18 protein-coding genes are annotated in these 22,998 nt (G+C 38.9%); 7 read left to right on the top strand and 11 right to left on the bottom strand.

Annotated elements, in window-relative coordinates; genetic code table 11:
* The first annotated feature begins 113 nt into the window (after nucleotides 1-113).
* Together JWG40_RS05310 and JWG40_RS05305 are read left to right on the top strand one after the other, a co-directional pair.
* Nucleotides 114-770, top strand: a complete 657-nt coding sequence (locus tag JWG40_RS05310; RefSeq protein ID WP_205284815.1) for a DAPG hydrolase family protein — start codon at nucleotides 114-116, stop codon at nucleotides 768-770.
* Nucleotides 754-1,356, top strand: a complete 603-nt coding sequence (locus JWG40_RS05305; RefSeq protein ID WP_205284814.1) for a glutathione S-transferase family protein — start codon at nucleotides 754-756, stop codon at nucleotides 1,354-1,356. Before JWG40_RS05310 ends, JWG40_RS05305 begins: the two co-directional genes overlap by 17 nt.
* On the opposite strand, the gene JWG40_RS05300 is transcribed toward JWG40_RS05305, so the two are convergent.
* Both JWG40_RS05300 and JWG40_RS05295 read right to left on the bottom strand, forming a co-directional pair.
* A complete protein-coding gene (locus JWG40_RS05300; RefSeq protein ID WP_205284813.1) occupies nucleotides 1,348-2,271 on the bottom strand; it encodes a cation diffusion facilitator family transporter in 924 nt (307 codons plus the stop codon). The two genes, JWG40_RS05305 and JWG40_RS05300, sit on opposite strands and share 9 nt — an antisense overlap.
* 83 nt (nucleotides 2,272-2,354) lie before the next feature.
* The gene (locus JWG40_RS05295; protein ID WP_205284812.1) at nucleotides 2,355-4,247 is read right to left on the bottom strand and encodes a putative bifunctional diguanylate cyclase/phosphodiesterase; all 1,893 of its coding nucleotides are present in this window, start codon (nucleotides 4,245-4,247) and stop codon (nucleotides 2,355-2,357) included.
* Between the two features lie 88 nt (nucleotides 4,248-4,335).
* On the opposite strand from JWG40_RS05295, the gene JWG40_RS05290 reads away from it, so the two are divergent.
* Complete coding sequence (locus tag JWG40_RS05290; RefSeq protein ID WP_205284811.1) at nucleotides 4,336-4,845, top strand: acyl-CoA thioesterase; 510 nt, start codon at nucleotides 4,336-4,338, stop codon at nucleotides 4,843-4,845.
* Between the two features lie 21 nt (nucleotides 4,846-4,866).
* On the opposite strand, the gene JWG40_RS05285 is transcribed toward JWG40_RS05290, so the two are convergent.
* From JWG40_RS05285 to JWG40_RS05245, 9 genes are all read right to left on the bottom strand, one after another.
* Entirely contained in the window at nucleotides 4,867-5,244 is a 378-nt protein-coding gene (locus JWG40_RS05285) for a hypothetical protein (protein ID WP_205284810.1), read from the bottom strand.
* A gap of 47 nt (nucleotides 5,245-5,291) precedes the next feature.
* The gene (locus tag JWG40_RS05280) at nucleotides 5,292-5,906 is read right to left on the bottom strand and encodes a class I SAM-dependent methyltransferase (RefSeq protein WP_205284809.1); all 615 of its coding nucleotides are present in this window, start codon (nucleotides 5,904-5,906) and stop codon (nucleotides 5,292-5,294) included.
* Nucleotides 5,899-7,122: an MFS transporter gene (locus tag JWG40_RS05275; protein WP_205284808.1), complete on the bottom strand. Its 1,224-nt coding sequence runs from the start codon at nucleotides 7,120-7,122 to the stop codon at nucleotides 5,899-5,901. Before JWG40_RS05275 ends, JWG40_RS05280 begins: the two co-directional genes overlap by 8 nt.
* A gap of 44 nt (nucleotides 7,123-7,166) precedes the next feature.
* Nucleotides 7,167-7,724, bottom strand: coding sequence for a gamma carbonic anhydrase family protein (locus JWG40_RS05270; RefSeq protein WP_408611488.1), 558 nt, complete (start codon nucleotides 7,722-7,724; stop codon nucleotides 7,167-7,169).
* 26 nt (nucleotides 7,725-7,750) lie between these two features.
* Complete coding sequence (locus tag JWG40_RS05265) at nucleotides 7,751-9,712, bottom strand: 7TM diverse intracellular signaling domain-containing protein (protein ID WP_205284806.1); 1,962 nt, start codon at nucleotides 9,710-9,712, stop codon at nucleotides 7,751-7,753.
* 47 nt (nucleotides 9,713-9,759) lie between these two features.
* Nucleotides 9,760-12,159 carry a phenylalanine--tRNA ligase subunit beta gene (gene pheT / locus JWG40_RS05260; RefSeq protein ID WP_205284805.1) on the bottom strand — a complete coding sequence of 800 codons (2,400 nt, stop codon included), beginning with the start codon at nucleotides 12,157-12,159 and terminating at the stop codon, nucleotides 9,760-9,762.
* A 42-nt stretch (nucleotides 12,160-12,201) separates the two neighbouring features.
* Nucleotides 12,202-14,286 carry a sensor domain-containing protein gene (locus JWG40_RS05255; RefSeq protein ID WP_205284804.1) on the bottom strand — a complete coding sequence of 695 codons (2,085 nt, stop codon included), beginning with the start codon at nucleotides 14,284-14,286 and terminating at the stop codon, nucleotides 12,202-12,204.
* A complete protein-coding gene (locus tag JWG40_RS05250; RefSeq protein WP_205284803.1) occupies nucleotides 14,276-15,520 on the bottom strand; it encodes an amidohydrolase family protein in 1,245 nt (414 codons plus the stop codon). Before JWG40_RS05250 ends, JWG40_RS05255 begins: the two co-directional genes overlap by 11 nt.
* Before the next feature lie 152 nt (nucleotides 15,521-15,672).
* Nucleotides 15,673-17,580 (bottom strand): RecQ family ATP-dependent DNA helicase, encoded by a 1,908-nt coding sequence (locus JWG40_RS05245; protein WP_205284802.1) that lies wholly within the window; start codon nucleotides 17,578-17,580, stop codon nucleotides 15,673-15,675.
* Nucleotides 17,581-17,640: 60 nt separating this feature from the next.
* On the opposite strand from JWG40_RS05245, the gene JWG40_RS05240 reads away from it, so the two are divergent.
* The 4 genes from JWG40_RS05240 to JWG40_RS05225 all read left to right on the top strand — a co-directional run bounded on the left by JWG40_RS05240 (nucleotide 17,641) and on the right by JWG40_RS05225 (nucleotide 22,898).
* A complete protein-coding gene (locus JWG40_RS05240; RefSeq protein ID WP_205284801.1) occupies nucleotides 17,641-19,197 on the top strand; it encodes an MBOAT family O-acyltransferase in 1,557 nt (518 codons plus the stop codon).
* Complete coding sequence (locus JWG40_RS05235; protein WP_205284800.1) at nucleotides 19,187-20,464, top strand: DUF1574 family protein; 1,278 nt, start codon at nucleotides 19,187-19,189, stop codon at nucleotides 20,462-20,464. The genes JWG40_RS05240 and JWG40_RS05235 overlap by 11 nt, the downstream gene beginning before the upstream one ends.
* Before the next feature lie 59 nt (nucleotides 20,465-20,523).
* The gene (locus tag JWG40_RS05230) at nucleotides 20,524-22,233 is read left to right on the top strand and encodes a caspase family protein (protein ID WP_232369187.1); all 1,710 of its coding nucleotides are present in this window, start codon (nucleotides 20,524-20,526) and stop codon (nucleotides 22,231-22,233) included.
* A 299-nt stretch (nucleotides 22,234-22,532) separates the two neighbouring features.
* Entirely contained in the window at nucleotides 22,533-22,898 is a 366-nt protein-coding gene (locus JWG40_RS05225; protein ID WP_205284799.1) for an LIC_10421 family protein, read from the top strand.
* Nucleotides 22,899-22,998 lie beyond the last annotated feature (100 nt).

The following is a 22,998-nucleotide window of genomic DNA, read 5'->3' as shown; positions in this document are numbered from 1 at the left end:
CCTTTTGGATCATTTTTTCCCTCCTGTCAAATTTTTCGATTGATTTTTTGTATAGTAATTACTTTACATTGAAATTATATTGGTATAGCATACACTATACCTTGGAGAAGGGTATGAAAAAAGTCAAATTGGGACTATTGCCAAAGTTACAAATTCAGTGGAATCGGAAGCCAGTAACTTCTGCAGAAACAGGAAGAGAGGTTATGGCAGATGGGCGAGTTAAATATTGGATTCGACATGAAACATTAAAAGGAGTTCATGCTAATATGTTAGTCTGGTGGTTTCAACATTTAGAAGGGGATATAACATATGAGGGAGGTGTCTATAATCGATACCATGTATGGCATCCGGAAGACCATGTTCATGTCAGTTACGAAAAACGAAAACCCGATGGGAGTGTTGGGCCAGGTGCTGAACTTAGAATCGTAGAATACCTAGGTAGGCATAAGAGTTATTTAGTGAATGTTGTCAGTTCGATTGAAAAATTAGATGAGGAGGGTTTCATTCATAATCCTCGTTTGTATGGGATTTTGCCTATTGCTCGAATGGAATATAGTTTTAAAGAAACGGAAAATGGAACCAGTTATGAGAATTGTTTGATTGTGGGATGGAAAGGTTTTACCTTTCAGTTACTTCGACCATTCTTTGAATTTTTGTTCTTTGACAAAAAACATGGCTTAGCTTGGATCAAACATAACATAGAAGAGGTGGGTCAGTTCGAACGTTTTTTACCTGATCTCTATAGGAAGGAAAATGAAAATTTACGGTGATAAACAATCTGGCAATAGCTACAAATTAATCCTAGTGACTTCCTTTTTAGAAATACCTTATGAATGGCAAGACATTGACACAAAAAAGGGAGAAACCAGGACAGATTCTTTTTTGCAAATGAATCCCAATGGAAAAATCCCAATTTTAGTTTTAGACGACGGACGGATTTTGTCCGAGTCCAATGCCATTTTAAATTTTTTAGCGGAAGGAAGTGATTTGATTCCTAATGATTCATTCGAAAGAGCTAAAGTTTTTCAATGGCAGTTCTTTGAACAGTATAGCCATGAACCCTTTATTGCAGTTGCAAGATACATTCGTCATTATCTTGGAATTCCTGACGAGAGGCGTGGTGAGTATGAATCAAAACAAATGGGAGGTCATAAAGCTTTGAAGGTTATGGAAACCCAGTTAGAAAAAACACCGTATCTAGTTGGAGATAACCTGACTACTGCCGACATTTCGTTATTCGCTTATACTCATGTGGCCGAGGAAGGCGGATTTGATTTATCGTCGTATCCGAAAATTTTAGAATGGATCAAACGAATCCAATCTTTAGAAAACTTTAAACCAATGAACTCATTTTGAATGGAGCTCACATTGTTCGGCATCTGTTTCAAGTTCGATGGTTGTATGGATAATTTCAAAATCTAAGGCAACCTTTCGAATTTTCTCTTTTACTTTTTGAAATTCATTTAGTTTTACAGTTTTATCTATCAATACATGTAAAGATGCTACATGGTGGTTCCCATCTAAACTCCAGATTTTAATGTCATGCACTGAATGAATTCCTTTGATTTTTTCCCATCTACTGACTAAGTCTTGTCTATCGATTGATTCGGGAACTGCTTGTAACATTACAGTCATCACCTGTTTAATGTTACCGTAAGCATTCCATAAAATCCATAGGGCAATCGCTAGAGAGAGTAAAGGATCAAACCAAGGTAATTGGAAATACATCATTACAATGCTACCGATAAGGACGGCAATCCATCCAAGAATATCTTCTAAAAAGTGCAGAAACACTGCTTTCTCTGTTAATGATTTGCCATGATTCAATCGGATCATGGCGGCTCCATTCACCACAACACCAATAATTGCTAAAACAAACATAACATCCGCTTTGGTTTCTTCTGGTGTAATGAATCGTTTTACGGATTCAATGATCATGAATATAGAACCTACCGAAAGTAACACTGAAATAATGAGGGCACCTAGTATAGAGAATCTTTTGTAACCATAATCAAAATAGAGGTCTTTTGGTTTCGTTGAAACCTTTTGGAGATACCAAACAAGAGCAAGAGACAATGCATCACCGAAGTCATGGAAGGCATCGGATATAATGGCGATACTATTAGAAAAGATGCCACCGACTAACTCTAAGATAGAAAAACTTAAGTTAAGTGCAAATGCCCAGGCTAAGTTTTTAGATGATGATGTGGAATGGTTGTGGTGATCGTGCGAGTGATGGTCGTGGTTAGAATGATTATGACCTTGTCCCATAGAGGCTATGGTTTCAAATTAGTTTTTTCTCTGCAACTAAAGAAAGAGTATAAAATAATGTGAATTCACGGATTTGAATACAATCAATCAAATAGAATTTGCGGCCTTGAGTAAAGATATCCTTGGACAACGTGACAAGAGGTTTGTTTTAGGCGGAGAAGTTGCTCTTCGTTTTCAATACCCTCTGCAATTGTTTTGAGTCCCAAAGAGTCAGCTAAATGACAAATGGATTCTAGAAGTAAAAAGTTCCGATCAGAGCAGGCAATATCATCTAAAAAAGATTTATCAATTTTTAGTTCATCAAATTGTATTTTTTGCATGTAATGAAGTGATGAATAACCTTTTCCAAAATCATCTAAGGATACGGAGATCCCTTTAGACCTGAGTTCGGATACAATTTGTTGGATGGTTTCTATTTCATCCAAGAATACATCTTCCGTGATTTCGAATATTAAGATTTTTGGATCAATGTTGTGATCTAATAGATAACGAATTATGTATTCGTTGAAGTTTGGATACAGAAAAAATATGGGTGAAATATTAATAGAAACCTGAATTTGTTTTCCATAAGATTCTAATAAACGAGGAATATGTGAAATTACTTTTTCGAAAATACATTTCCCGAAGGGAACAATTAACTCGGACTTAGTGATGATGGGTATAAATTCATCGGGAGTTACATCCCCAAATTCTGGTAAACTCCACCTAGCAAGTGCTTCAAGTCCCACAGTTTTTTTGGAAGTAATATCTACTTTTTCTTGGTAAGCTATCTTGAAGTTACCTCCATTGATGGCTTTCTCCAAATAATTCTTTAGCTTTTGTTCTCTTTCAATCTTCGATTCCATACCTGATTGAAACCAAACCAATTTGGTTAAAATCCCATCTCTTGCCACATTCATTGCTATGGAAAGTTTGCGTATGATTTCATCTAGTTGGGTTGCATCTTGGGGAAATTGAATTCCAGAAACTCTATATTGTAGTCTATGTCCTAGCCGATCCGGTGTTAATAATTCGTTATTGTTGAGGTCAAATTTTACAATTGCCTCTTCGATTTTGGTTTTGCTTGAGTTTTCGATCCAAAGTATAAATTCATCGCCACCCAAACTCGCAACTAGTACATCTGGTTTTTCATCAGTATATAACTTTAATACACAGCCTGTTAAGGCAAGGATCTGGTCTCCAAATCCAATTCCATGTAAAGCATTGATTACTTTGAGTCCTTTTAAATTAATCAATAGAAGAAATGATTCTGATACACCAGAATTGATTCTATTTTGAATTAATTTTTCAAATAAATATCTGTTCGGTAAATGGGTTAATGAATCATAAAACGCTAGTTTATCGATATGTTTCTGCGATTTTAATATTTTGCTTCTAGATTCTTTGAGATAAATTATATTTTTAATTAGTTTTGCCCGTAGTCTTTGAATTAAAAAACCAGTTAAAACAGAAAATAGAATGAGACTGACAGAATTAAAAACCCATTCTCTAGGGCTATTATTTCTAATACCTAAAGAATCAGGGAATCGAATCCAGGAAAAATAAACGAGTCCACCAAATAATGCAGGAAGTAACGATATGATGAGGGCAGAAATTAAACTTAAGATAGGTGGAAGAAAAACAAAGAAAGAAACAATCATAAATGCCAATGAAATTTCGGCACTACCTAAAAGACCACTTCGCAGATAGGATAAAACGGAGATAAATACAGTTGTACAAATTAAACTAAAAACACGTACGATCAATGGTACTTTGTTTTTTAATAGAAATTCTAAAAATAAAATCGCTGCGAAACTAAGATCTACGGTAAAAAAAAGATAATCAATTTCACCTTGGTGTGTTAATAGGGGAACAATGTGTAAACCTGCTGCAACAACGAACAAACCTGATGCGGCTATAAGAAACCGGCGAAGTAGAGGGCTTGTGTCCTTTCGGAATTTCGTCCAGTAGACATATTTGTGTTTATCTGCTAGCATTGTTTCTTATTGGACGAACGGAAGCTATGAAAGAATTCTTCAAAAAAGCCTTTCCTTGGTGATTGGGCAAGGGGAAGTTAACCTCATTGTGACGAATCCTAACGATTTACCAGCTAAGTCACCCCAAGAATCTGCAGTCGAAACAAGGCATATTGTCCTTCCCAATGATGCAAACCATTATGGAACAGCATTCGGTGGGGCCATCATGAGTTGGATCGATTTGATCGCCGCGATGTCTGCTCAGAGGCATTCTGGTCATGAAGCTGTAACAGTAAGTATCGATCGAATTAATTTCATAACCCCAATTCAAATCGGTGATCATGTTAATTTAAAAGCTATGGTCAATTATGTGGGCACTACATCTATGGAAGTAGGAGTTCAAGTCAATCGTGAGAATCCCTATACCGGTGAGATGGTTCGTGCGACCACAGCCTATCTATCGTTTGTTGCTTTGGACGAAAATAAAAAACCATGCCCTGTCCCTCCGTTACGATTGGAAACTGATCTCGAAAAACGTAGGTTTGCTGAGGGGAAACTCCGGATTGAAATGGCAAAAGAATTTTCTGCCAAAATCAAAGCCGGAAGAAAGATCATTTAGCAAACAAGTGTTACTTTTCAGTTATTTGGTTTTGAATACGATCCATGTTGCTATATAAGTTTCGAAAATGCTGAGAGGAATGGCGTACAAAAGAATCGCAAATGGTAGGACACCTAGATTCCAGGTTACGACCCACATTAGAACAAAGCCTACAAACCAACTAAATAAAAAAGTTTGTAAAAACTTTAAATGATTAGATAAGAAAAAAATTGAGACTGCCAAAAGGAGAGACCATACACCCCAGACCGCGCCATTGATGGGTTCAGTAGGGAATGTGAGTCCTAAGTTGGTAAAATGATCGAGCCAAATGGATTTGAAAAGAAATTCATTTCTAAAAAATTCTGACAAACTGATCCAAATTGTAGCATAAATTACAGGGAAAATTTTGGTTTTAATCATAAAATCAAAATCTATCGTTAGGCGAAGAGTTGACAATTCATATTCGATCAATTCACCCTTTTAAACCTTCCAAATACAAAGTTTTGAATTGTATGAAATGGTGTCTCATGATCCTCTCTGTGAAACTCAATCGGTTCCAATTCAGGAGAAAAACAATCTGTTAAGGTTTCTTCAGTATATTGTTTGATATCCAATCCACTACATTTTTGGGGACCGTCCGTACTAAAAGTACCTATGATGAATTCTCCATCTGGTCTTAGTGCTTTTAATAAATTCGCTTTATATTTAGCAATCGCAGTAGGTTCGGTAAGAAAATGAAAGACGGCACGGTCGTGCCAAATGGCAAAAGAAGTTTCCGGATGGTATTCTGTAATATCAGATACAACCCAATGCAAATTTTGACCTTTGTTTCCGATCCGATTTTTGCATCGATCTAGAGCATTTTTACTGATGTCTAAAATTGTAATGTTCTCAAAACCGAGATCTAAGAGACAATCAACTAACAAAGATTCTCCGCCACCGACATCGATGATCTTTGCTGTTTTAGGTTGATTTGCATTTTGAATCAGTTTTAGGGATAAAGAAGGAGTTGATTGTGTCCAACTCACTTCGTTTGGTTGTTTATCTTTGTAGATAGTTTCCCAATGGAATTGCTTATCCATAAACTTTCAATTTCCTTCGATTGCGTTCGATATAAACAATAATAAAAATCGTAATCAAAACGAGAAAAGGAATACTTACTAAATTCAGGCGAAGCCAACCAATTTTATTTTCCAAGTAACCCGCGCTATATGTCGAAAGGATGGCCATAGAGTAAACAATGGTATCATTAATTGCTTGGATTGTATTTTTCTCAGAAGGATGGTATTGTTCCACAAGTAAGTTTGTTCCGCCCACATACATAAAATTCCAACCAATGCCGAGAAGGATGAGGGCCACAGCAAAAGGCAAAAATTCGGTTCCTTGTAAGGCGGCGAAACTTTCTAGTCCCATAACAAAAATTCCGAGGAGAATGAGATAAGGAGCTGTCATCTTACGCACCAATTGTCCTGAGAAAAAAGAAGGGATGTACATTCCGAGGACATGCCATTGTAAAACAGTGGTGGAGGCATGCATAGCATGACCATGTGTTTTCATTGCCACAGGAACAGCAGACATAAGCATTGCCATCAGTCCAAAACTAAAGGCTGTTGCTAAAACAGAAACCCAAAGGCCAAAGTTTTTGATATGATAGGAGAGAGGTCTTACGGCTTCTCTAGGAGAGGATTGTGTTTCTATCATATGAGCTTCGTTTGTTGGTTTAGAATGTGTGGGAAGAAAGCTGATAAAAACAAACTGAAGTGACAAACTTAAAATAAGGATGATATAACATCCCAAGTACATTGCATCCGGAATGAGTTGGATGCCGTGAAGTCCTGCCAATGGACCTAGAAAGGCTGCAGGAATTCCCGCAATTAAAATCCAAGACAAAGCACTGGCCCTATCATGTGTGGGGACCGATTCCATTGCCACAAATCGCAAGTATTGTACAAAGGCTTGATGAAACCCATATAACAAATGTGCTACGGAAAAAAGTAAAAAATTTCTTTCATACATTGCATACGATGCAAGGGCCGCTCCGAAAATACCAATCACTGTTCCTGTGAGTAAACCAAACTTACTACCTTTCCATTTCATAATTCTTGATGCTGGGACTAAACCAAGAAGGGTTCCTAGAATCACAAAAGAAATGGGTAAGGATGCCGATTCGGGAGAAGGTGCGATACTTTGGCCGGCTAAAGCAGAGACGGCCATGATCATTACGGTTCCAATTTGGAATACCGTTTGGGTAATGGAAAAAATTCCGAGTATTTGGATTTTATCTATAAATTTTTTCATAAGAGAGGTATCACTTAGACAATACAAAAATGAATTTGGGTATGTTAGATACCTAACTTTGTTATGATTTCTTTTGCTTGTGTTACAAAATGAACTTCTTCCTCTTTTTGAAACGGTACAAAGAGATTTTTTTCAAAACGAACGGATAAATGGGCATATTCGATACAACCTGCTACGGTTAATTCTGGTTTTGCTTTGCCTGGAAAAATTTTGATATCAGATCCATCAGGCACAACGAGAGATCGTGGAGGGATTTTTTTACCGCCGCGAATCATACATCCTGCGGCAATTTGAGAACCATCACCGATTTCTGCATTGTCAAGAACGATAGAGCCAATACCGATAAGAACACCTCTGCCGATTCTACAACCGTGAATCATAACATTGTGACCAACTAATGTCCATTCGCCGATAGAGATAGGGCTTGTGCTATCTGTATGGAGTGTTGAATTGTCTTGGATATTCACATAACTTCCTAATTTGATAGAGTTCATATCGGCCCGAACCACAGCTCCTGGCCAAAGAGAAACAGAAGTTCCATACTCTATCATACCGAAGGCGGTAGCGGAAGGGTGGATGAAGGGTTTTGTAAACACTGGAATTTCAGAATAGGACATGGATAGCAAATTCAACCTAGACTTTGAATTTCGCAACCGATAAATGTAATGTCGTCTTGTTTTACATCCCCTTCAGTAAACGAAGCTAGTTCACTGAGTACTTTTGCCATTGTATGATCCAAACTCATCTTTAGGTTCTCTTTTAAAATTTCATACAACCGGTCTTCACCGAACAGTTCTTTTTCTTCATTGAATTGTTCAAAAATTCCATCAGTGAACAAAAAGATACGATCGCCTTCTTCAATTTGGTGTTCAATGATTCGGTACTGAGTATGATCCATAAGACCAATGATTTTCCCCGTCCTTGGCAGGAGTTTGATGTCATAAATTCTCTGATGAATTTGATCTGGATGGCCAGCAGAGGCATAGAAAAGTAATTTGTTTTTTAAATCAATATCGCAGACAGAACAAGTAAAAATAGTTTGAATATTGCTATATTTATTAATAAAAATTTGGTTCATATGAAATACCAAATCATCTGGATGGTCATAAATCATTTTTAATGATTCATATTCGGCTTTGATTGCCATTGTGATAAGGGCTGCTTGGATTCCATGCCCTGTGGCATCGGCCACAAAAATTCTATAGTAATCAGGTTTTACTTGTGTTAGGTCATAAAAATCGCCACCAACTTCTGACATAGATTGATAGTAGGAATGAAAATGGATTCTTGGATCGCTGGTTTTAATATCCGAAAACAAAGTTTTTTGGATTTTTTTAGCAACATTTAAATCTTTCTTAATCAAATTCAATGATTCATCTAAAGTTTTTGTACGCTCTCTCACTTTTTCTTCGAGAGTGACTAATGCCTCGGCTTGTGTTTTGGTCTTTTCTTCTTTTAGTTCATTGATTTTATTTGCGAGGGCTAAAGATAAAATGGCGGCTTCCAAGGTAGATCCAATTTGATTTCCATAAATTGTAAAAACATTCACAGGCAAAATTCCATTTTGCATCAAAGTATACATTAGGATCCCAAAGAGTAATGTACTCCAACCGATGAGAAACAACCTTGCTTGTTTGTTACCCGTGCTATAGTTTACTATGGCAACAAAAAGAGTGGACACAACAAAAACTTGCGCGATGAAATTTCCCAAACGAACTGCGATGTCGATGGGTAAATAAGCATACGGAATCAAAATATAAAATAAAACAAGGACTTTGAGGATTTGGATTAGCCTATGAGGCCAAGGATTCAGTTCCCGAAGGTTTAAAGTTTGTTGTGCGAATGTCCAACCCGATAAAGCCGAACAAGTCACAATGATACTTCCAATACGATTATGAATTTCTGGATGATCTAACGTAATTACTTGGTTAAGAATTCCATTTAGATACATTTGTAACATTAGATTAAAAAATATAGAAATGGAATAGGAGATGTATGCTTTTTCTTTTAAGATAAAATAAATGAATAAGTTGTAAATTACCATGATGAAGATGGTTCCGTAAAAAAAACCAAGAATGATATTCTCTAAATTTTCTTTTAAGTAAAATGTTTCTTTCGAATAGAAGCGAATCAAATAACTTATATTAGATGATGATTTTGTTTCTAAAATAAGAGTTTTTGTTTCGTTTTCTTTCCAATCCAATTCAAAAGCAATGGATTTGGAGAAAGCATCCCAGTGAGAATGGGCGATAAAATCGCCGCCTTCTTTGATTGGCTCTGGATTTCCCTCTTCATAGACACGAACCATGTCAAGATGGGGATTTCCTAAATCAAGAATCAATCTGTTAATGGTAGTTTGGTTTGTAGCTTTGATACGAAGGTAAACATGGTTTGATTGGAAACCTAAACTTAAGTTATTCTTAAATATAGGAGTCCAACGAAGTTTCTGAAAATTGACGTCAGTGCCCGCGGCGATCGCGTAATCTATTTTTTGCGGAACAAAACTGTCGTCAGCAATGGATTTTTGAATTTCCAATCGCGAGCAGGACAAAACTAAGCCCGACAAAATGACTGTTAGGAGTGTCCGCATAAACTCGGATGATTTCCCGATAAAAACCGGGATTTGTCAAAGCAAATTTATCGTAAGCTGTATCCGTTCGCTTTTGCTGTTTCTACCAGTGAATCGGAAAGTTCTTTGAATCTTTCTTGAGTAAAGGTTTTGTCATAGGACATAAGTTTGAATCGATAGGTAACGGATTTTTTACCTTCACCTACAGAATCACCTTTGAAGATAGTTTGCACAAAGACAGATTCTAGTTCGGGAATTTTCATCGTTTGTACTAAGTTTGCAAAGGATTCTGTCGAATCTTTTTCGTTCATTAGTAAGGAAAGATCGAGTTGACCTTGAGGAAAGTTGGATGGGGGAATAAAATGTGAGTTTCTTCCCTGTTTTTCCCAAACATCTACTAATTTCTCCATATTAATTTTAGAGAGAATAGCGCGGCGTTTTAAGTCGTAATCGTCCGCATAACGCGTGTGAAGAATTCCTAAATCAACAATTTCAATTCCATCATAAGAAAGAACAAGAGAAGCATTGGGATGAAAGTAGTTTCTGTTTGATTTGGACCATTGGAATTTTGGAAGGTTTAAATACTCGAAAAGTTCGGAAATAGTTTCTCTTAAATAAAGAAATTCTGATTCAACTGCGGCCAAGTCGCTGGGTTTGTTTTTGGAAAGAGATAAAATGGCGAGCCAACGTCTTTCTTCTGCTAAATCAGAACCTTTGCCTTCTTTATGGTAAGTTCTACCTAATTCAAAAATATTGACTGTTTCAAATCGATCTTGGTTGACTTTTGCTTGTTTGATAAGACCAGGAAATAAACTATTTCGTAGTAACGAATGTTCGTCGGGCATTTCGTTTGCAATTTTCAAAGAGGAACTTTCTTGTGATGATTCTAATTTGGCATCTGTCGGGGAAGAAAATGAATAATTAAATACTTCATTAAATCCCACTTCTAAAGCGAGGAAATTTTTGACTCTTCGTTCTAGTTCGCGGAGTGGATTTCGAATCGGTGTTTCCACTGCCATGGATAGGGCTTGTGTTTGGATGGACGCATAACCAATGGTTCTTCCAATTTCTTCCACAAGATCTTCCGGAATGGTCACATCATAGTTTTGTCTATACCTAGGGACAAGAACAGAGAGTTCATCTCCTTGGTTCGTGACAGTAAACCCAAGTCGGGTTAAAATCTCAGTGACTTCATTTTGGGAAATGTCTTTTCCTAATTTATGGCGTAGGAAAGTAAGATTTGTTTTGATAGTAACAGATTTTGATTCTGTATGGTTGAATCCTTGTGGCTCATAAACCTTAATTTTAGGATTTCCATTTTCTTTTAATAGTTGAACGGCCCGACGAATCACCGGCAATGAAGTGAAACTATCTAATCCTTTTTCATAACGAACTGCAGATTCTGTACGAATATTGGTCTTACGAATCGTATAACGAACATCTTCTCTTTTGAAAACAGCTGATTCCATCACAATGTTTTTTGTAGAATCGATTACAGCTGAATCCTTCCCCCCCATAACACCCGCTAGAGCTACAGCATCTTTTCCATTTTGGATAAGAAGGAGGTCTTTTTGTAGTTTGGGGGTAGTATCATCTAACAGAGGAAAGGAAGTCCCTTCTGTAGATTTCATAACAGAGAAAGTGGTTGTGGATAATCTTTCTCTATCAAAAAAATGAGTGGGTTGTCCGAGTTCTAGAAGTAAGTAATTCGAAACATCCACTACATTATTTATGGAACGAATCCCACATTTTTCGAGCCTTGCTTTGATTTTGGGAATAGAAGGAGCAATGTTTACATTTTGGATGGAACAAACATAGTAGGCATGAGCATGTTCCGATTTTGTAACTGAGAGTCCATCATTGCCTGATTCTAATTTCGTATCTGCTTGGAATGGAAAATCATTCAAAGGCAATTGGAGTTGTGCCGCAAGTTCACGAGCAAATCCAAAATGATTCCAAAGGTCAGGTCTATGTGTGATCGATTTGTTATCGATGGTGAGGATGGTGTCTTCCCATAAAAATAGTTTGCGAACAGAAATTCCAAGATTTGTGTCCGAGGGAAAAACCAACACTCCAGAAGATTCTAAAGTTAGGCCCAACTCTTTTTCAGAACAATACATCCCTTGGGAACGAACCCCACGCAGTTCCGAATCTAAAATTTCTTTCCCGTCTAGTTTGGTTCCCGGAAGGGCCAAAGGAACAATGTCTCCGACTTTGACATTGGTGGCTGCAGTCACAATTTGGTAGTCCTTGGAACCATCTGTGGCGATGGTGGTTTGGAGTTTTTCCGCATTCGGATGTTTTTCAAGTGATTTAATTTTTACAATGATAACCGATGATAGGTGGTGTTTGAATTCTTCCACATCATCAATTTCGCAAATGGAGGTATTAATTTTTTCCAGAACCTTTTCGAAAGGAATCTGGGAGAGCGGGGTAAATTCGTTTAACCAATCAACTGAAAGTTTCAAGTGAAATCCTTAATTGATAAAAACGGTGGGAAAGCGAACGGGTCAATCCGAAATTCCAAGTTCTGTCTTCAGAAAATGAAGGCAATCCTCGGAAGTCATTGGTTTGGCAAAGAAAAAACCCTGGATAAGGTCCACTCCACTTTCTGCAAGTAACTGCACTTGTTCTGCCGTTTCAGCCCCTTCTGCCACTACACTCAAACCAAGGTTATGTGCCAAGTTTGCAACAGCATGGATAATGGTTTTGGAATCTTTGTCTGATGTGATCTCTGATACGAAGGAACGGTCAATTTTTAAGGAAGAGATCGGGAGTTTTTTCAGATACCCCAAACTGCTGTAACCCGTTCCAAAATCATCGATGGCAATTTTGGCACCAAGTTTTCGAATTTCTTGCATCGTACGAACGGCTGCGTCCGCATTTTCCATAACGGAACTTTCTGTGAGTTCCACTTCTAAATCATGTGGGTCTACTTTAAAAAGTTTCAAATTTTCGGCAATGGTGGAGATCAATTTTTCGTGTTTGAATTGTTTGGTGGAGATATTCACTGCCATAGAAACATCATTGATTCCTTCATCTTTCCAAATGCGCATGGTTTGGATGGCAGATTTGATCACCCATTCCCCGATGGCTAAAATCATTCCCGTTTCTTCAGAGATAGGAATGAATACATTGGGTGAGATAAGTCCACGTTCGGGATGGCGCCAACGAATGAGTGCTTCCACACCCACAGGTTTTCTTGTATAAAGATCAATTTTTGGTTGGTACATCAAAGTGAATTGATTTTCGATAATGGCAATTCGCATTCGATTTTCGATTTCTAATCTTTCGGCAACAACGGTTTGGAGTTCTTCCGTAAAAAACACATAACAGTTTTTTCCTTGGGCTTTGGCAAGGTTCAGGGCACTATCTGCATTTTTTAAAAGTGTATTGGAATCTTTTCCGTCTGTTGGGTATAAGGCGATGCCAATTGATATATTAACAAAAATCCTTTCTCCATCGATCACAAAAGGATGGGTCATGGCATCTAAAATGGATTCAGAAATGACTGCAGCATCTCTTTCATTCGATAGGTCAGGTAATACAACAGTAAACTCATCTCCCCCTTGTCTACTGATCAAATCATACACTCGAATGCTTTCGCGGATTCTATAGGCAACGAGTTTGATGATTTTGTCACCAAAGTCGTGGCCTCTCGAATCATTGATGATTTTAAAGTTATCCAAATCGATAGCAAGAACTCCTACCAGGTTTCCATGCCTTCTTGCTTCTTCAAATATAGGAAAGAGTTTATCAATCAGAGAATTGCGATTGGGAAGATTTGTGAGTTGGTCAAAAAAAGCCATATAGGCAATTTTTTCTTCGGCATGTCTTCTTTGCGTGATGTCAAGAAAGGCAACAGCCAATCCAAAATTCTCAATAGGGATCGGTGTTGCTAAAATATCAAACCAAGTAATTTTATCTTCCTTGATCATTCCAATTTCCAAATTCCGAATCACTTCTTTATGACGGAGAGCACGCATAAGACTTGATTTACGTGGATAAATTTTGTTTCCGTTGGGTTGGATGAGAGTGTATTTTCGAATGTTTAAGGTTCGGTTTAAAAGTTCACCGTCTTGGATATTAAAATAGGTCCTCGCGGTTTTATTGGTTTCAACAATTTTTCCTTTTTCATCGGTGATGGCAATACCCATAGGTAAGTTATCAAAGATAGATTTATACTTTTGTTGTTGCAGGAGGAATTCAAAGGATATGTCTTTTTGGATAGTGAGATCACGATCAAAACCCAGAATGATTTTAGATTCCCGCAAAGGGATAAGTAACCAAATGATCCAAACTACTTCATTGGATTTTGTGACGAGCCTATTTTCGAAATTTACTATATTTGGATTTTCACCCAAACTATCGAAGGTGTACTTTGTGTTCTCTTTGTCGTCCTCTTGGGTGAATTCAACAATTGAATTGCCAACAATCTCTTTGGCTTCAAATTCCAGAAACTTGGCAAACCTTTCGGTAACAGAAATAAAATTTCCATCCCAATCCAAAACCTGAAAGCTATTCGGATACTCCGCAAGGAGCGATTTAACTGTGAGTCCAGAGAGAATTTTACTGCCTAATGGCTCATTTTGCATGAATTTCTTTGCCTAAAAAGTAAACTGATTCGATGGATCCAGGGAAACTAAATCCCTCAAAGGGTGACCAGCCGGACTTACTTTTAACCATTGATTTTTTAAATTCAACTGGTTTTTTTAAATTTAGGATAGAAAAATTCGCCGCATAACCTTGATTAATGACGCCAACCCCCTTCCCAAATTTTTCCGGTAAGTAGGGAGCCACAAATTCCCCTGGGTTTTTGGAACATATTTTAGCTATGGTAGTCATCGGAATGTTTAGTTTGAGTATCATATAGGTGACAAATAATCCATAAGTATCGAGTTGAGAGATCCCACTGGTACCTTTTTGTTTCTCTTCTATGGAATGAGGGGCGTGATCTGTTGCTAAATAGTCAATATGCCCATCCAAGATCCCTTTGACCATGGCTTCTCGGTCTTCTTTTCCCCGCAGTGGTGGATTCATTTGAAACCACTTGTGGTTGGTTTCTGTTAACATATCGGTATCAAACATCAAATGGGTGGGAGTGACTTCACAAGTGACATTCACTCCTCTTTTTTTAGCGGCGATGATTTTAGAAAGACCGTCTTTTGTCGAATAATGACAGAGTTTTCCTTTGAGATTGTATTTCTCAATCAAATACAAAGCAAAGTCAGTGGCCACGGTTTCTGCTTCTTTGGGGCGTCTTTCTTCATGAGTAGGTTGTGTCTGGTTTGCTATTAAAATTTCTGGATCTTCGCAGTGGAAACTTATGTCTTGGCCTACGTAATTTTTAATGACTTCTTCTAATGAGGCATTGTCATGAAAGAACAATTCTCCAATGGATGGACCCATAAATACCTTATAAGGAACTTTTTTTGTCAGTGGTTTGGTGTGGGGGCCAATTCCTGCATACAAGGTGATATGGATGGGGGCCTTTTTCGTGAGCGCTTGTTTGGCGGTGTAAGATTCGTCATCAATGGGAGGAACGGGGTTATTCGGCATATCGGCCACATGGACCACTCCGCCGTTGATGGCGGCATTCCCAGCAGAGATAAAATCTTCCTTGTAAGTATGTTTACCACTCACATCTTCACGTGCATGGATGTGGATATCACCAAAACCAGGAAAAATTACCGAACCATCGGAAAACTGGCGGGCATCGGGATCGATCCCTTCTTTTACACTGGTGATCAGTCCAGAACTGGGATCAAAAGAAATCGTTCCTTCAAATTCTCTTTCATGTGTAATGATCTTCCCTGCAATTTTTTCCATTTTGCCCCTATGAATCTGCAGATTCTAAGAGACTAGGAAAGTTTCAAGGGAATTTACTTGGGGTATGACTGAATAGAACCTTGTTCCCAATCCACCTATAGGATCTGCCTTAAGATTCAAACTCGAAATTGATTTTGATTCAAAAGGACTTTTTAGTCCCATTTGGACAAAATTTCAATGATATCATTTCCAAACCGTTCCACTTTCGCAGGCCCCACACCTTTTGTGGCTTCGAGTTCCGAAAGGTTCCTTGGTTTTCTTTCCGCAATTCGTTTCAGAACTGGATTTTGAAATACCATAAACTTCTTCCATTTGAGTTGTCTTGCTTTCCGATCCCGGTAGTTGATCAGTTCTTTTAAAATTTGTGAATTGAGAGTGGGAGGTTTTTTTGTTTTTGAAATCGAAACACTCGTATCATCAGAGTTAGATGAGGATACTTTCGATTTTATTTTTGTAAAATTGGGTAAATAGAGTTTTGGGTATTTGGCTCCGGCCACCAAAACTTTTTTTTGTTCCACCCAGGTTTCTAGTTTTGCAACGACTGCTTCTTCGGGAATTCCATCCAACTTTCCGTGAAATGGATTTCGTTCCATCCGGTACCGGAGTACATCTTTCGTACGTTTGCCTACAAGGGTTTTGGCTATGATGGTTTTTCCAAATACGGCCGGATGTTCCTTTAAAAAGTTTTGGATGGTTTCTTCTTCCCATTCGGAAAGAGGATAATCCCGTTTTTCATTTTTCTTTTGGACCTTGGCGGCTTCTGTTCTTAAAAATTTAGAACGATCAATATTGGCACCAATTTCTGTGCATATATCGCAACTCCCACAAGGAGAAATGGTTTCGCCAAAGTAGGAACAAAGTTGGACCTGCCTACATTTTTCATTGTTGGCATATTCCTTTATGTATTTAAGAAGGGTATCTCCTCCTTTGAAATTTGTTTCTTTAGACAACATAAAGATTTGGGTGGCAACGTCCCCCGCTTTATAAAACAAAACACATTCCGAGTCCAACCCATCCCTTCCGGCGCGGCCTGCCTCTTGGTAATACGCTTCGAGGGAAGCAGGAACTTGGTAATGCACCACCAAACGAACATCAGGTTGATCCATTCCCATTCCAAAGGCATTCGTGGCTACAAGGATGGGAACTTTTCCCGAGGTGTAGGCATTTTGGGTTCGTTCTCGGATCCCATCGGTTCTGCCGGCATGGTACTTTCCCACAGAGAAACCAAAGTCTTTCAGAAGATCATAGACCTCATCGGTTTTTTTCCGAGTGGCACAATAAACAATAGCTCGTCCTGGAAATTTTCTTCCATCTTTCCATGGTTCTAAAAGTTCAATCAAACGATCGGCTTTGTCCCTTTCAGCGGCAGGGTATTCCACGCTGAATTTTAAATTGGGCCGAAAGAAAGTAGATAGAATCACTGTGGGTGTTTTCATCCCAAGAGAGGATTGTACATCTGTTTGGACTCTTTCTGTAGCCGTGGCTGTAAGAGCAAGGATAGGAAAGTTCGGACGAGGGTGACGCTCCCGTAAAACATGAATTTGGCGGTATTCTGGCCGAAAGTCATGTCCCCATTGAGAGACACAGTGTGCTTCATCCACAACGAGGGAAAATAAATCGAGTTCCCGAAAGATTCGAAGAAATCCATTGGACAGGGCTCTTTCCGGCGAAACGAGTAGGACTCGAATTTCACCTTTCACCGATTTGGCAAGGATGGTCATTTGTTCCACTTCGTCTTGGGTGGAATTACAAAAGGCAGCAGGAATTCCTTTGGCAAGTAAACTCTCTGTTTGGTCTTTCATAAGCGCAATGAGAGGGGATATAACTAAAGTTAGTTTGTTTGTTTGGATGGCCGCAGGAAGTTGGTAGATCAGAGACTTTCCGGCGCCTGTTGGTAAAATGGCCAAGGTGTCTTTTCCTGAGAGAACAGAACGAATGGCCTCTTCTTGGCCCGGGCGAAATTCCGAAAAACCGAATTTGGTTTTGAGTTCCGAACGTAGATCCAAGGTAACTCTCAAGATTTCCTGAATTCCGAACGGGTCAACGATAAGATTCCGCATTTTAACCTCATTTTTTCAATTTTACAGAATCGAGTGACCCGGAAATTGTAACGAAGACCGATGCTTTTTAATACCTTTGTCTTTTTGATCTTCTTTCTCTTTGTGTATGCGGTCTTTTTGGGATTCGGATGGTTTGCCGGAAAACAAAGATGGGCCTACCGCGCCCAAAACCTCTGGTTACTTCTTGCATCCTATTTTTTCTATGGATGGTGGGAGTGGTTTTTTCTCACCCTCATTCTGATCAGCACTATCATCGACTACACGGCTGCCCTCCTCATTGAAGGAACAGAAAACAAAATTCGCCGTCGTCTCTTTTTATCAGTTTCCATCATTGCCAACTTGGGCCTACTTTTTACAATGAAGTACTACGATTTTTTCGCAGTAAACCTCATTGATTCTTGGAACCAATTGGCTTTGTGGTTTGGTTCCACAGCGGCCACCGATTCCCATACCTATTTATTGCGAAACATCATCCTACCTGTAGGGATTAGTTTTTATACCTTCCAAACCATGTCGTACACCATTGACGTGTTTCGCAAACAAATCAAAGCGGAACGCGACTTCTTTGATTTTGCACTCTTTGTGAATTATTTTCCACAGCTTGTGGCAGGGCCCATTGAACGTGCACAAGACCTTCTCCCTCAATTGAAAAAACCAAAATTCCCCACACTCGATGGGGTACAAAAAGGATTGTATGACATCCTTCTGGGTTACTTTATGAAAGTCTATGTGGCAGATAACCTAGCCACCTATGTTGACCAAGTATTCTTTGCAGGAAAGTCACTTTACACACAAAATCCTGAGATCATTCAAGTTATGGATGGTTCCCAAGTATTTGCCGGTGGATATTTATTTTTAACTCAGATTTACTGCGACTTCGCCGGTTATTCTTTTATTGCTCTTGGAGTATCGCGCCTACTTGGTGTCACTCTCACCGTAAACTTCGAAACTCCCGAATTTTCGAAAACACCAACCGAATTTTGGAACCGCTGGCATGTAACACTAAATCGGTGGTTTCGGGATTATATTTATATTTCTCTCGGGGGAAGTAAATATGGTAAGTTTGCGCAATATCGAAACCTATTTATCATTTTTTTCTTATCGGGACTTTGGCACGGAGCCAATTGGACTTTTATCACATGGGGTTGTTTGCAAGGTGTATACACCATCATTTATCTAGTAGCTTTTGCTAAAAAGAAAGAAGAGAAAACAGAGCCAACTGAAGTCACAAAACCTTCGTTACAGGAAAAACTTTTTGGTATCCTCACGGGAACTTTAAGTCGAGTATTTATCTATTCACTCGTTGTGTTTAGTGCTGTTGGGTTTCGTTCTTACGATGCTCAGATGATGTTCCTATATATGGGAAAATTTTTGTCGGTTTGGAATTGGGACATGAATCCAAACAATAATATTAAGGATATGTTTGGACTTTTTGGTGAATACTTTAGAATCTTTTTACCACTCCTTATTATCGATGGAATCACTTACTTCAAAAAAGAAAGATATTGGGTTTTTCTATCCCATCCTCTCATCCAAGTGTTTGTATTGTCTTTTATGGGATTTCTTATCCTCACCCGTGGGATTTTTGGAAAGGAGGTAATCTATTTTGCGTTCTAAATTTTTAGGAATAGGGATCACCCTTTTATTGTTTTTGGTATTGGAACTTGTGGTTCGGTTCACCGGAATTCATTACTTGGAACAACCAGAAATCTTTTTTGTAAACTTAAAGAAAAACTTTGTAGAATCAGGAAAGGGTGATGCCGAAGTTCTTGTGTTAGGTGACTCTCGGTCTATGGCCTTGGCTGGATATTCCAAAGAACCGGGCATCGAATATTCTGTTTATAATCATAGTTTGCCGGCCATGGGGCCAAAGTATTACCGTTTCTTTTTGGATAAGTACTTAAAAAAAGGAAACGCCAAACCGAAAATGATTTTGTTCGCCGCATCTCCTAAGTTATATGCAACGGGATACGGACCTCCCCTCTATGATCCCGATGCTAAGTCAGTAAAGGAAAACGAATCTATTTCCACTTATCTAAACCGCAGATGGAAGGAAGGAATTCAGAAGAATTTTTTTCGCACCCCCACACCTACAAACATTATCAGTTATAGTGGAAAACAAGAAGACGCCAACCAAATCCTTTGGGAATTTTTTGGACATCGTTACCTCCACCAATTTACCTTTTCGGAACTATCGGAACAATACTCTGGTGTGGAACGTTTATTTATCCTTTCGAAAGCAACCCCACTTTTGTATGAATCCTACAGGTTTCATGGAGCCATTCGTAATGCCTTAAGCCAAACCAATTGGAAGGTAGATAAAAACTACAAAGAACGATCTTTGTTTTGTGAGTCTTGTGAAAATGTCGAATCGGGACTTTGTAAACCTGCATCCTCTCAATTGGAAGACAACCTTACCATTGAAGACCAAATCACTCGTCATTTCGGAAAATATAATATTTCCAATCGACTGAAACCAGAACTGGTAATCTTTTCCAAAGAATTGATTCGAAAGGAATTGGATACAGAACTCACCCAACCACAACCCACTGTATACCACAAACCAGACTTTATTGTATTAAAAGATCTGATCGAATATACACGTGCCAAAGGAATCCGGTTTGGAATGGTGTATATGCCTTGGATGAAGGAACGCCAAGAATCCAAGGAATCTAAAGCTTTACTGGCAGATCTAAAAACTTTTTTTAGAAATTATCCAGATGCGGATCTTTTTTTCTTTCCGGATTCTTCCTATCCTGCGGACCGATTTGTAGATAATATCCATTACGATTGCCGAGGAGAAAAACGGGTAAACGAAGAATTTCGTAATTATGTTCTTCCCCAGGTGTTCCGTTTTTTGCAATCCAAAGAAAAATCCAATTGATTTCCGATTTCTGGTGATGGAGAATGAACCACTCCATCCGGATAAGAGGAAACCCAATCATGTTTTCGTTTCGAAACATATTTGTTTGTATTCTATCAGCCTATCTCATCGGTGTACCGGTGTTTGGGCAGAACCGTTATGCGTTGTTCATTGGAACTAACTACAAAGGGAACACAGCCAAAATCCCTGAGTTGAATCTCTGTGAAGCAGACGCCACATTCCTAAAAGAAAAAATCCAAAAGAAAGGTAACTTCAAGGATATCAAAGTCCTGTTAGGTTCCATGGTCACTCGCGAGAATGTAAAAAACGCGATTTCCCAATTGGGTAAAGTTGTGGGAAAAGAGGACTCAGTCTTTTTATACTTCTCTGGCCACGGAATGTATATGAAAGATGCGAAGGCAAAAAATGGAATGCGCAACTACCTCATTTGTTACGACCGCCCTCATATCTCCGATGAAGAATTAAACGAATTTTTAACAGATATCAAATCCCAAAAGACGGTTCTTGTGATGGACTGTTGTTATTCGGGAGGGATTGCCAAAAAAGGGAAAAATACCCGTGGTGCCGCCGAGATTCCGATTGCCCAAGGAAATGATGGAGTTGTTCGCCAAAACGCGGAAGATTATTTTTTCCAAGACAAAGCAGTCATTTCCTCCTCAGACGATGACCAAACTTCCATCGAAGTAGGGGGAACCATCAACCATGGAATCTTTACTTATAACTTTGGAAATGCCCTGGAAAAAGGGGATTTAAACAAGGACAGTGTGGTGACTGCCCTCGAAGCCTTCTTTGTTGCTAAAGAAGAAACAGTCAAGATGGCCCGCCAGTTCAACCACGAACAAACCCCACAAGTTTCAGGGAATGCGGCAGGGATCTTTTTATCAGGTTCTCCCAAACCACAAAACCCTCCACCGAAACCACCAAACGTAGTCATCAACGTTCCCATCACTCCAGTGGAAAATACTCCGCCAAACAATAATACGACGACACCTCCTGTGGTGGCACCAGAGCCGGAACCAACTCCAGCGAACGAAACCACAGTGGTCATCCCTCCGATTACGGAAGTGGAACCACCGGCTCCACCTTCTGTCACAACTGGAAGTATCCTCATCCGTACTTCCATCATCAAAGATAAATCGTATGGGGGAGCGGCGACCAAATCTCCTTATGACCTTCTCAATAAACAAGGAAAACTAAAATCCTCTCCAGCTGAAGACAAAGTAAGGGCTATCAAAGTCCTTGTCGATGATCAGGAATACACTTCCCAAGTCACTACTGAGAAATCTAAAATTTGGGGATCAGTGACAAAAAACGGAACTTTGATCCAAGGTGATATCTACAATGTGAAGATTGACAATCTCCCTGCGGGTGTGCACCAAATTGAAATCCGTGCGGACAAATATCCAATCTACAAAACGGCCACTGCTGTGCTTCCGAAGCAGACCGTCACTGTGGATGCTATCAATTCTATGGATGGATTTGGGGCGATTCGGGGCCGAGTGTTCTATAAAACCTTGGACAACCCCATTGAAAAACACCCCATCTACATGCCGACAGTGGTCTCGACCAACCAAATCTTCAAAGTCACTACCGACAAAGACGGATACTTTTGGTTTACCAACTTAAAACCGGGCAAATACGAAATCCGAGCGAGTTTCATGGAAGAGATGAAATTGGAAAATTCGGAAATCAATATCAAACCAGGGGAATTGACAACAGTCGAGATCATCCTCAATAAAAAATTGAGTTATACCAAGACCAAATACTGACCCATATCCTTTTTTAGAGTTTAGAATGACAATGAAAAGACCCTCTTCGGAGGGTCTTTTCATTCATCCATCTAGTTTCTCGCTTGCATCTGATGATTAGTTGCCATGAGGAGGTCTGATTAAATTTAATCTTTAAATGATTAATATTAATCTGATTTCACCATTTTTTCCTTCTTTTACCTTTCCTTGGGGAAATTCTCTGGTTTTTCCGATTGAATTTAATCTCCTTGAGGAGTTTTCTTGAGTCATAGAATAAAAAGGGAATCGGAAAAAGAGGTTCCCACTCTAGAGAGGATCACATGAAAACAATAAAGATTATCGCAACAGGGATCTTGGCTATGGGACTTGCAACAGCAAATCTCCAAGCTTTAGATACAAACGAAAGATTAGAGCTTTTGGAGTCTGCTATGATTGAACAAGCAACCACTCCGGCGCAAAAATCTGCTGTTTCAGAATACCTAGCGAACATCGCAAAAGAAAAAGTAGAGATGGCTCAGGCACTTCGTGACAGAGCAGGATCTACTCGTGGTGGTAAGGCTCTTAGCCAAATGAACGAGAAGAAAGAACTTCTTCGCCGTGCAGAAGCTCTTGAAAAAGAAGCCAAAAAATACCAAACTGTCTCTATGGACCTAAGCCAAGGTTCCATGAGAGTCGCACAAAACTAAGCACCTCAAATTCAATTTGAGCTAGTGAGAAAGGTCAGGTTCGCCTGGCCTTTTTTTGTGTCCTGCTGATAAATGCTTTCCAAACAGCCTAACTATGTGA

The sequence above is a fragment of the Leptospira abararensis genome, from assembly GCF_016918735.1.
Lineage (GTDB): Bacteria > Spirochaetota > Leptospiria > Leptospirales > Leptospiraceae > Leptospira_A > Leptospira_A abararensis.
The sequence above is the reverse complement of the archived record's forward strand: the minus strand, read 5'-3'. Positions and strand labels throughout refer to the sequence as shown.

Coding starts and splice junctions, on each gene's coding strand:
- JWG40_RS05245 (WP_205284802.1), bottom strand. CDS start 17,580: ATGCGGAATCTTATCGTTGACCCGTTCGGAATTCAGGAAATCTTGAGA.
- JWG40_RS05255 (WP_205284804.1), bottom strand. CDS start 14,286: ATGCAAAATGAGCCATTAGGCAGTAAAATTCTCTCTGGACTCACAGTT.
- JWG40_RS05295 (WP_205284812.1), bottom strand. CDS start 4,247: ATGCTAGCAGATAAACACAAATATGTCTACTGGACGAAATTCCGAAAG.
- JWG40_RS05300 (WP_205284813.1), bottom strand. CDS start 2,271: ATGGGACAAGGTCATAATCATTCTAACCACGACCATCACTCGCACGAT.
- JWG40_RS05225 (WP_205284799.1), top strand. CDS start 22,533: ATGAAAACAATAAAGATTATCGCAACAGGGATCTTGGCTATGGGACTT.
- JWG40_RS05250 (WP_205284803.1), bottom strand. CDS start 15,520: ATGGAAAAAATTGCAGGGAAGATCATTACACATGAAAGAGAATTTGAA.
- JWG40_RS05240 (WP_205284801.1), top strand. CDS start 17,641: ATGCTTTTTAATACCTTTGTCTTTTTGATCTTCTTTCTCTTTGTGTAT.
- JWG40_RS05265 (WP_205284806.1), bottom strand. CDS start 9,712: ATGCGGACACTCCTAACAGTCATTTTGTCGGGCTTAGTTTTGTCCTGC.
- JWG40_RS05280 (WP_205284809.1), bottom strand. CDS start 5,906: ATGGATAAGCAATTCCATTGGGAAACTATCTACAAAGATAAACAACCA.
- JWG40_RS05275 (WP_205284808.1), bottom strand. CDS start 7,122: ATGAAAAAATTTATAGATAAAATCCAAATACTCGGAATTTTTTCCATT.
- JWG40_RS05310 (WP_205284815.1), top strand. CDS start 114: ATGAAAAAAGTCAAATTGGGACTATTGCCAAAGTTACAAATTCAGTGG.
- JWG40_RS05230 (WP_232369187.1), top strand. CDS start 20,524: ATGTTTTCGTTTCGAAACATATTTGTTTGTATTCTATCAGCCTATCTC.
- JWG40_RS05285 (WP_205284810.1), bottom strand. CDS start 5,244: ATGATTAAAACCAAAATTTTCCCTGTAATTTATGCTACAATTTGGATC.
- JWG40_RS05305 (WP_205284814.1), top strand. CDS start 754: ATGAAAATTTACGGTGATAAACAATCTGGCAATAGCTACAAATTAATC.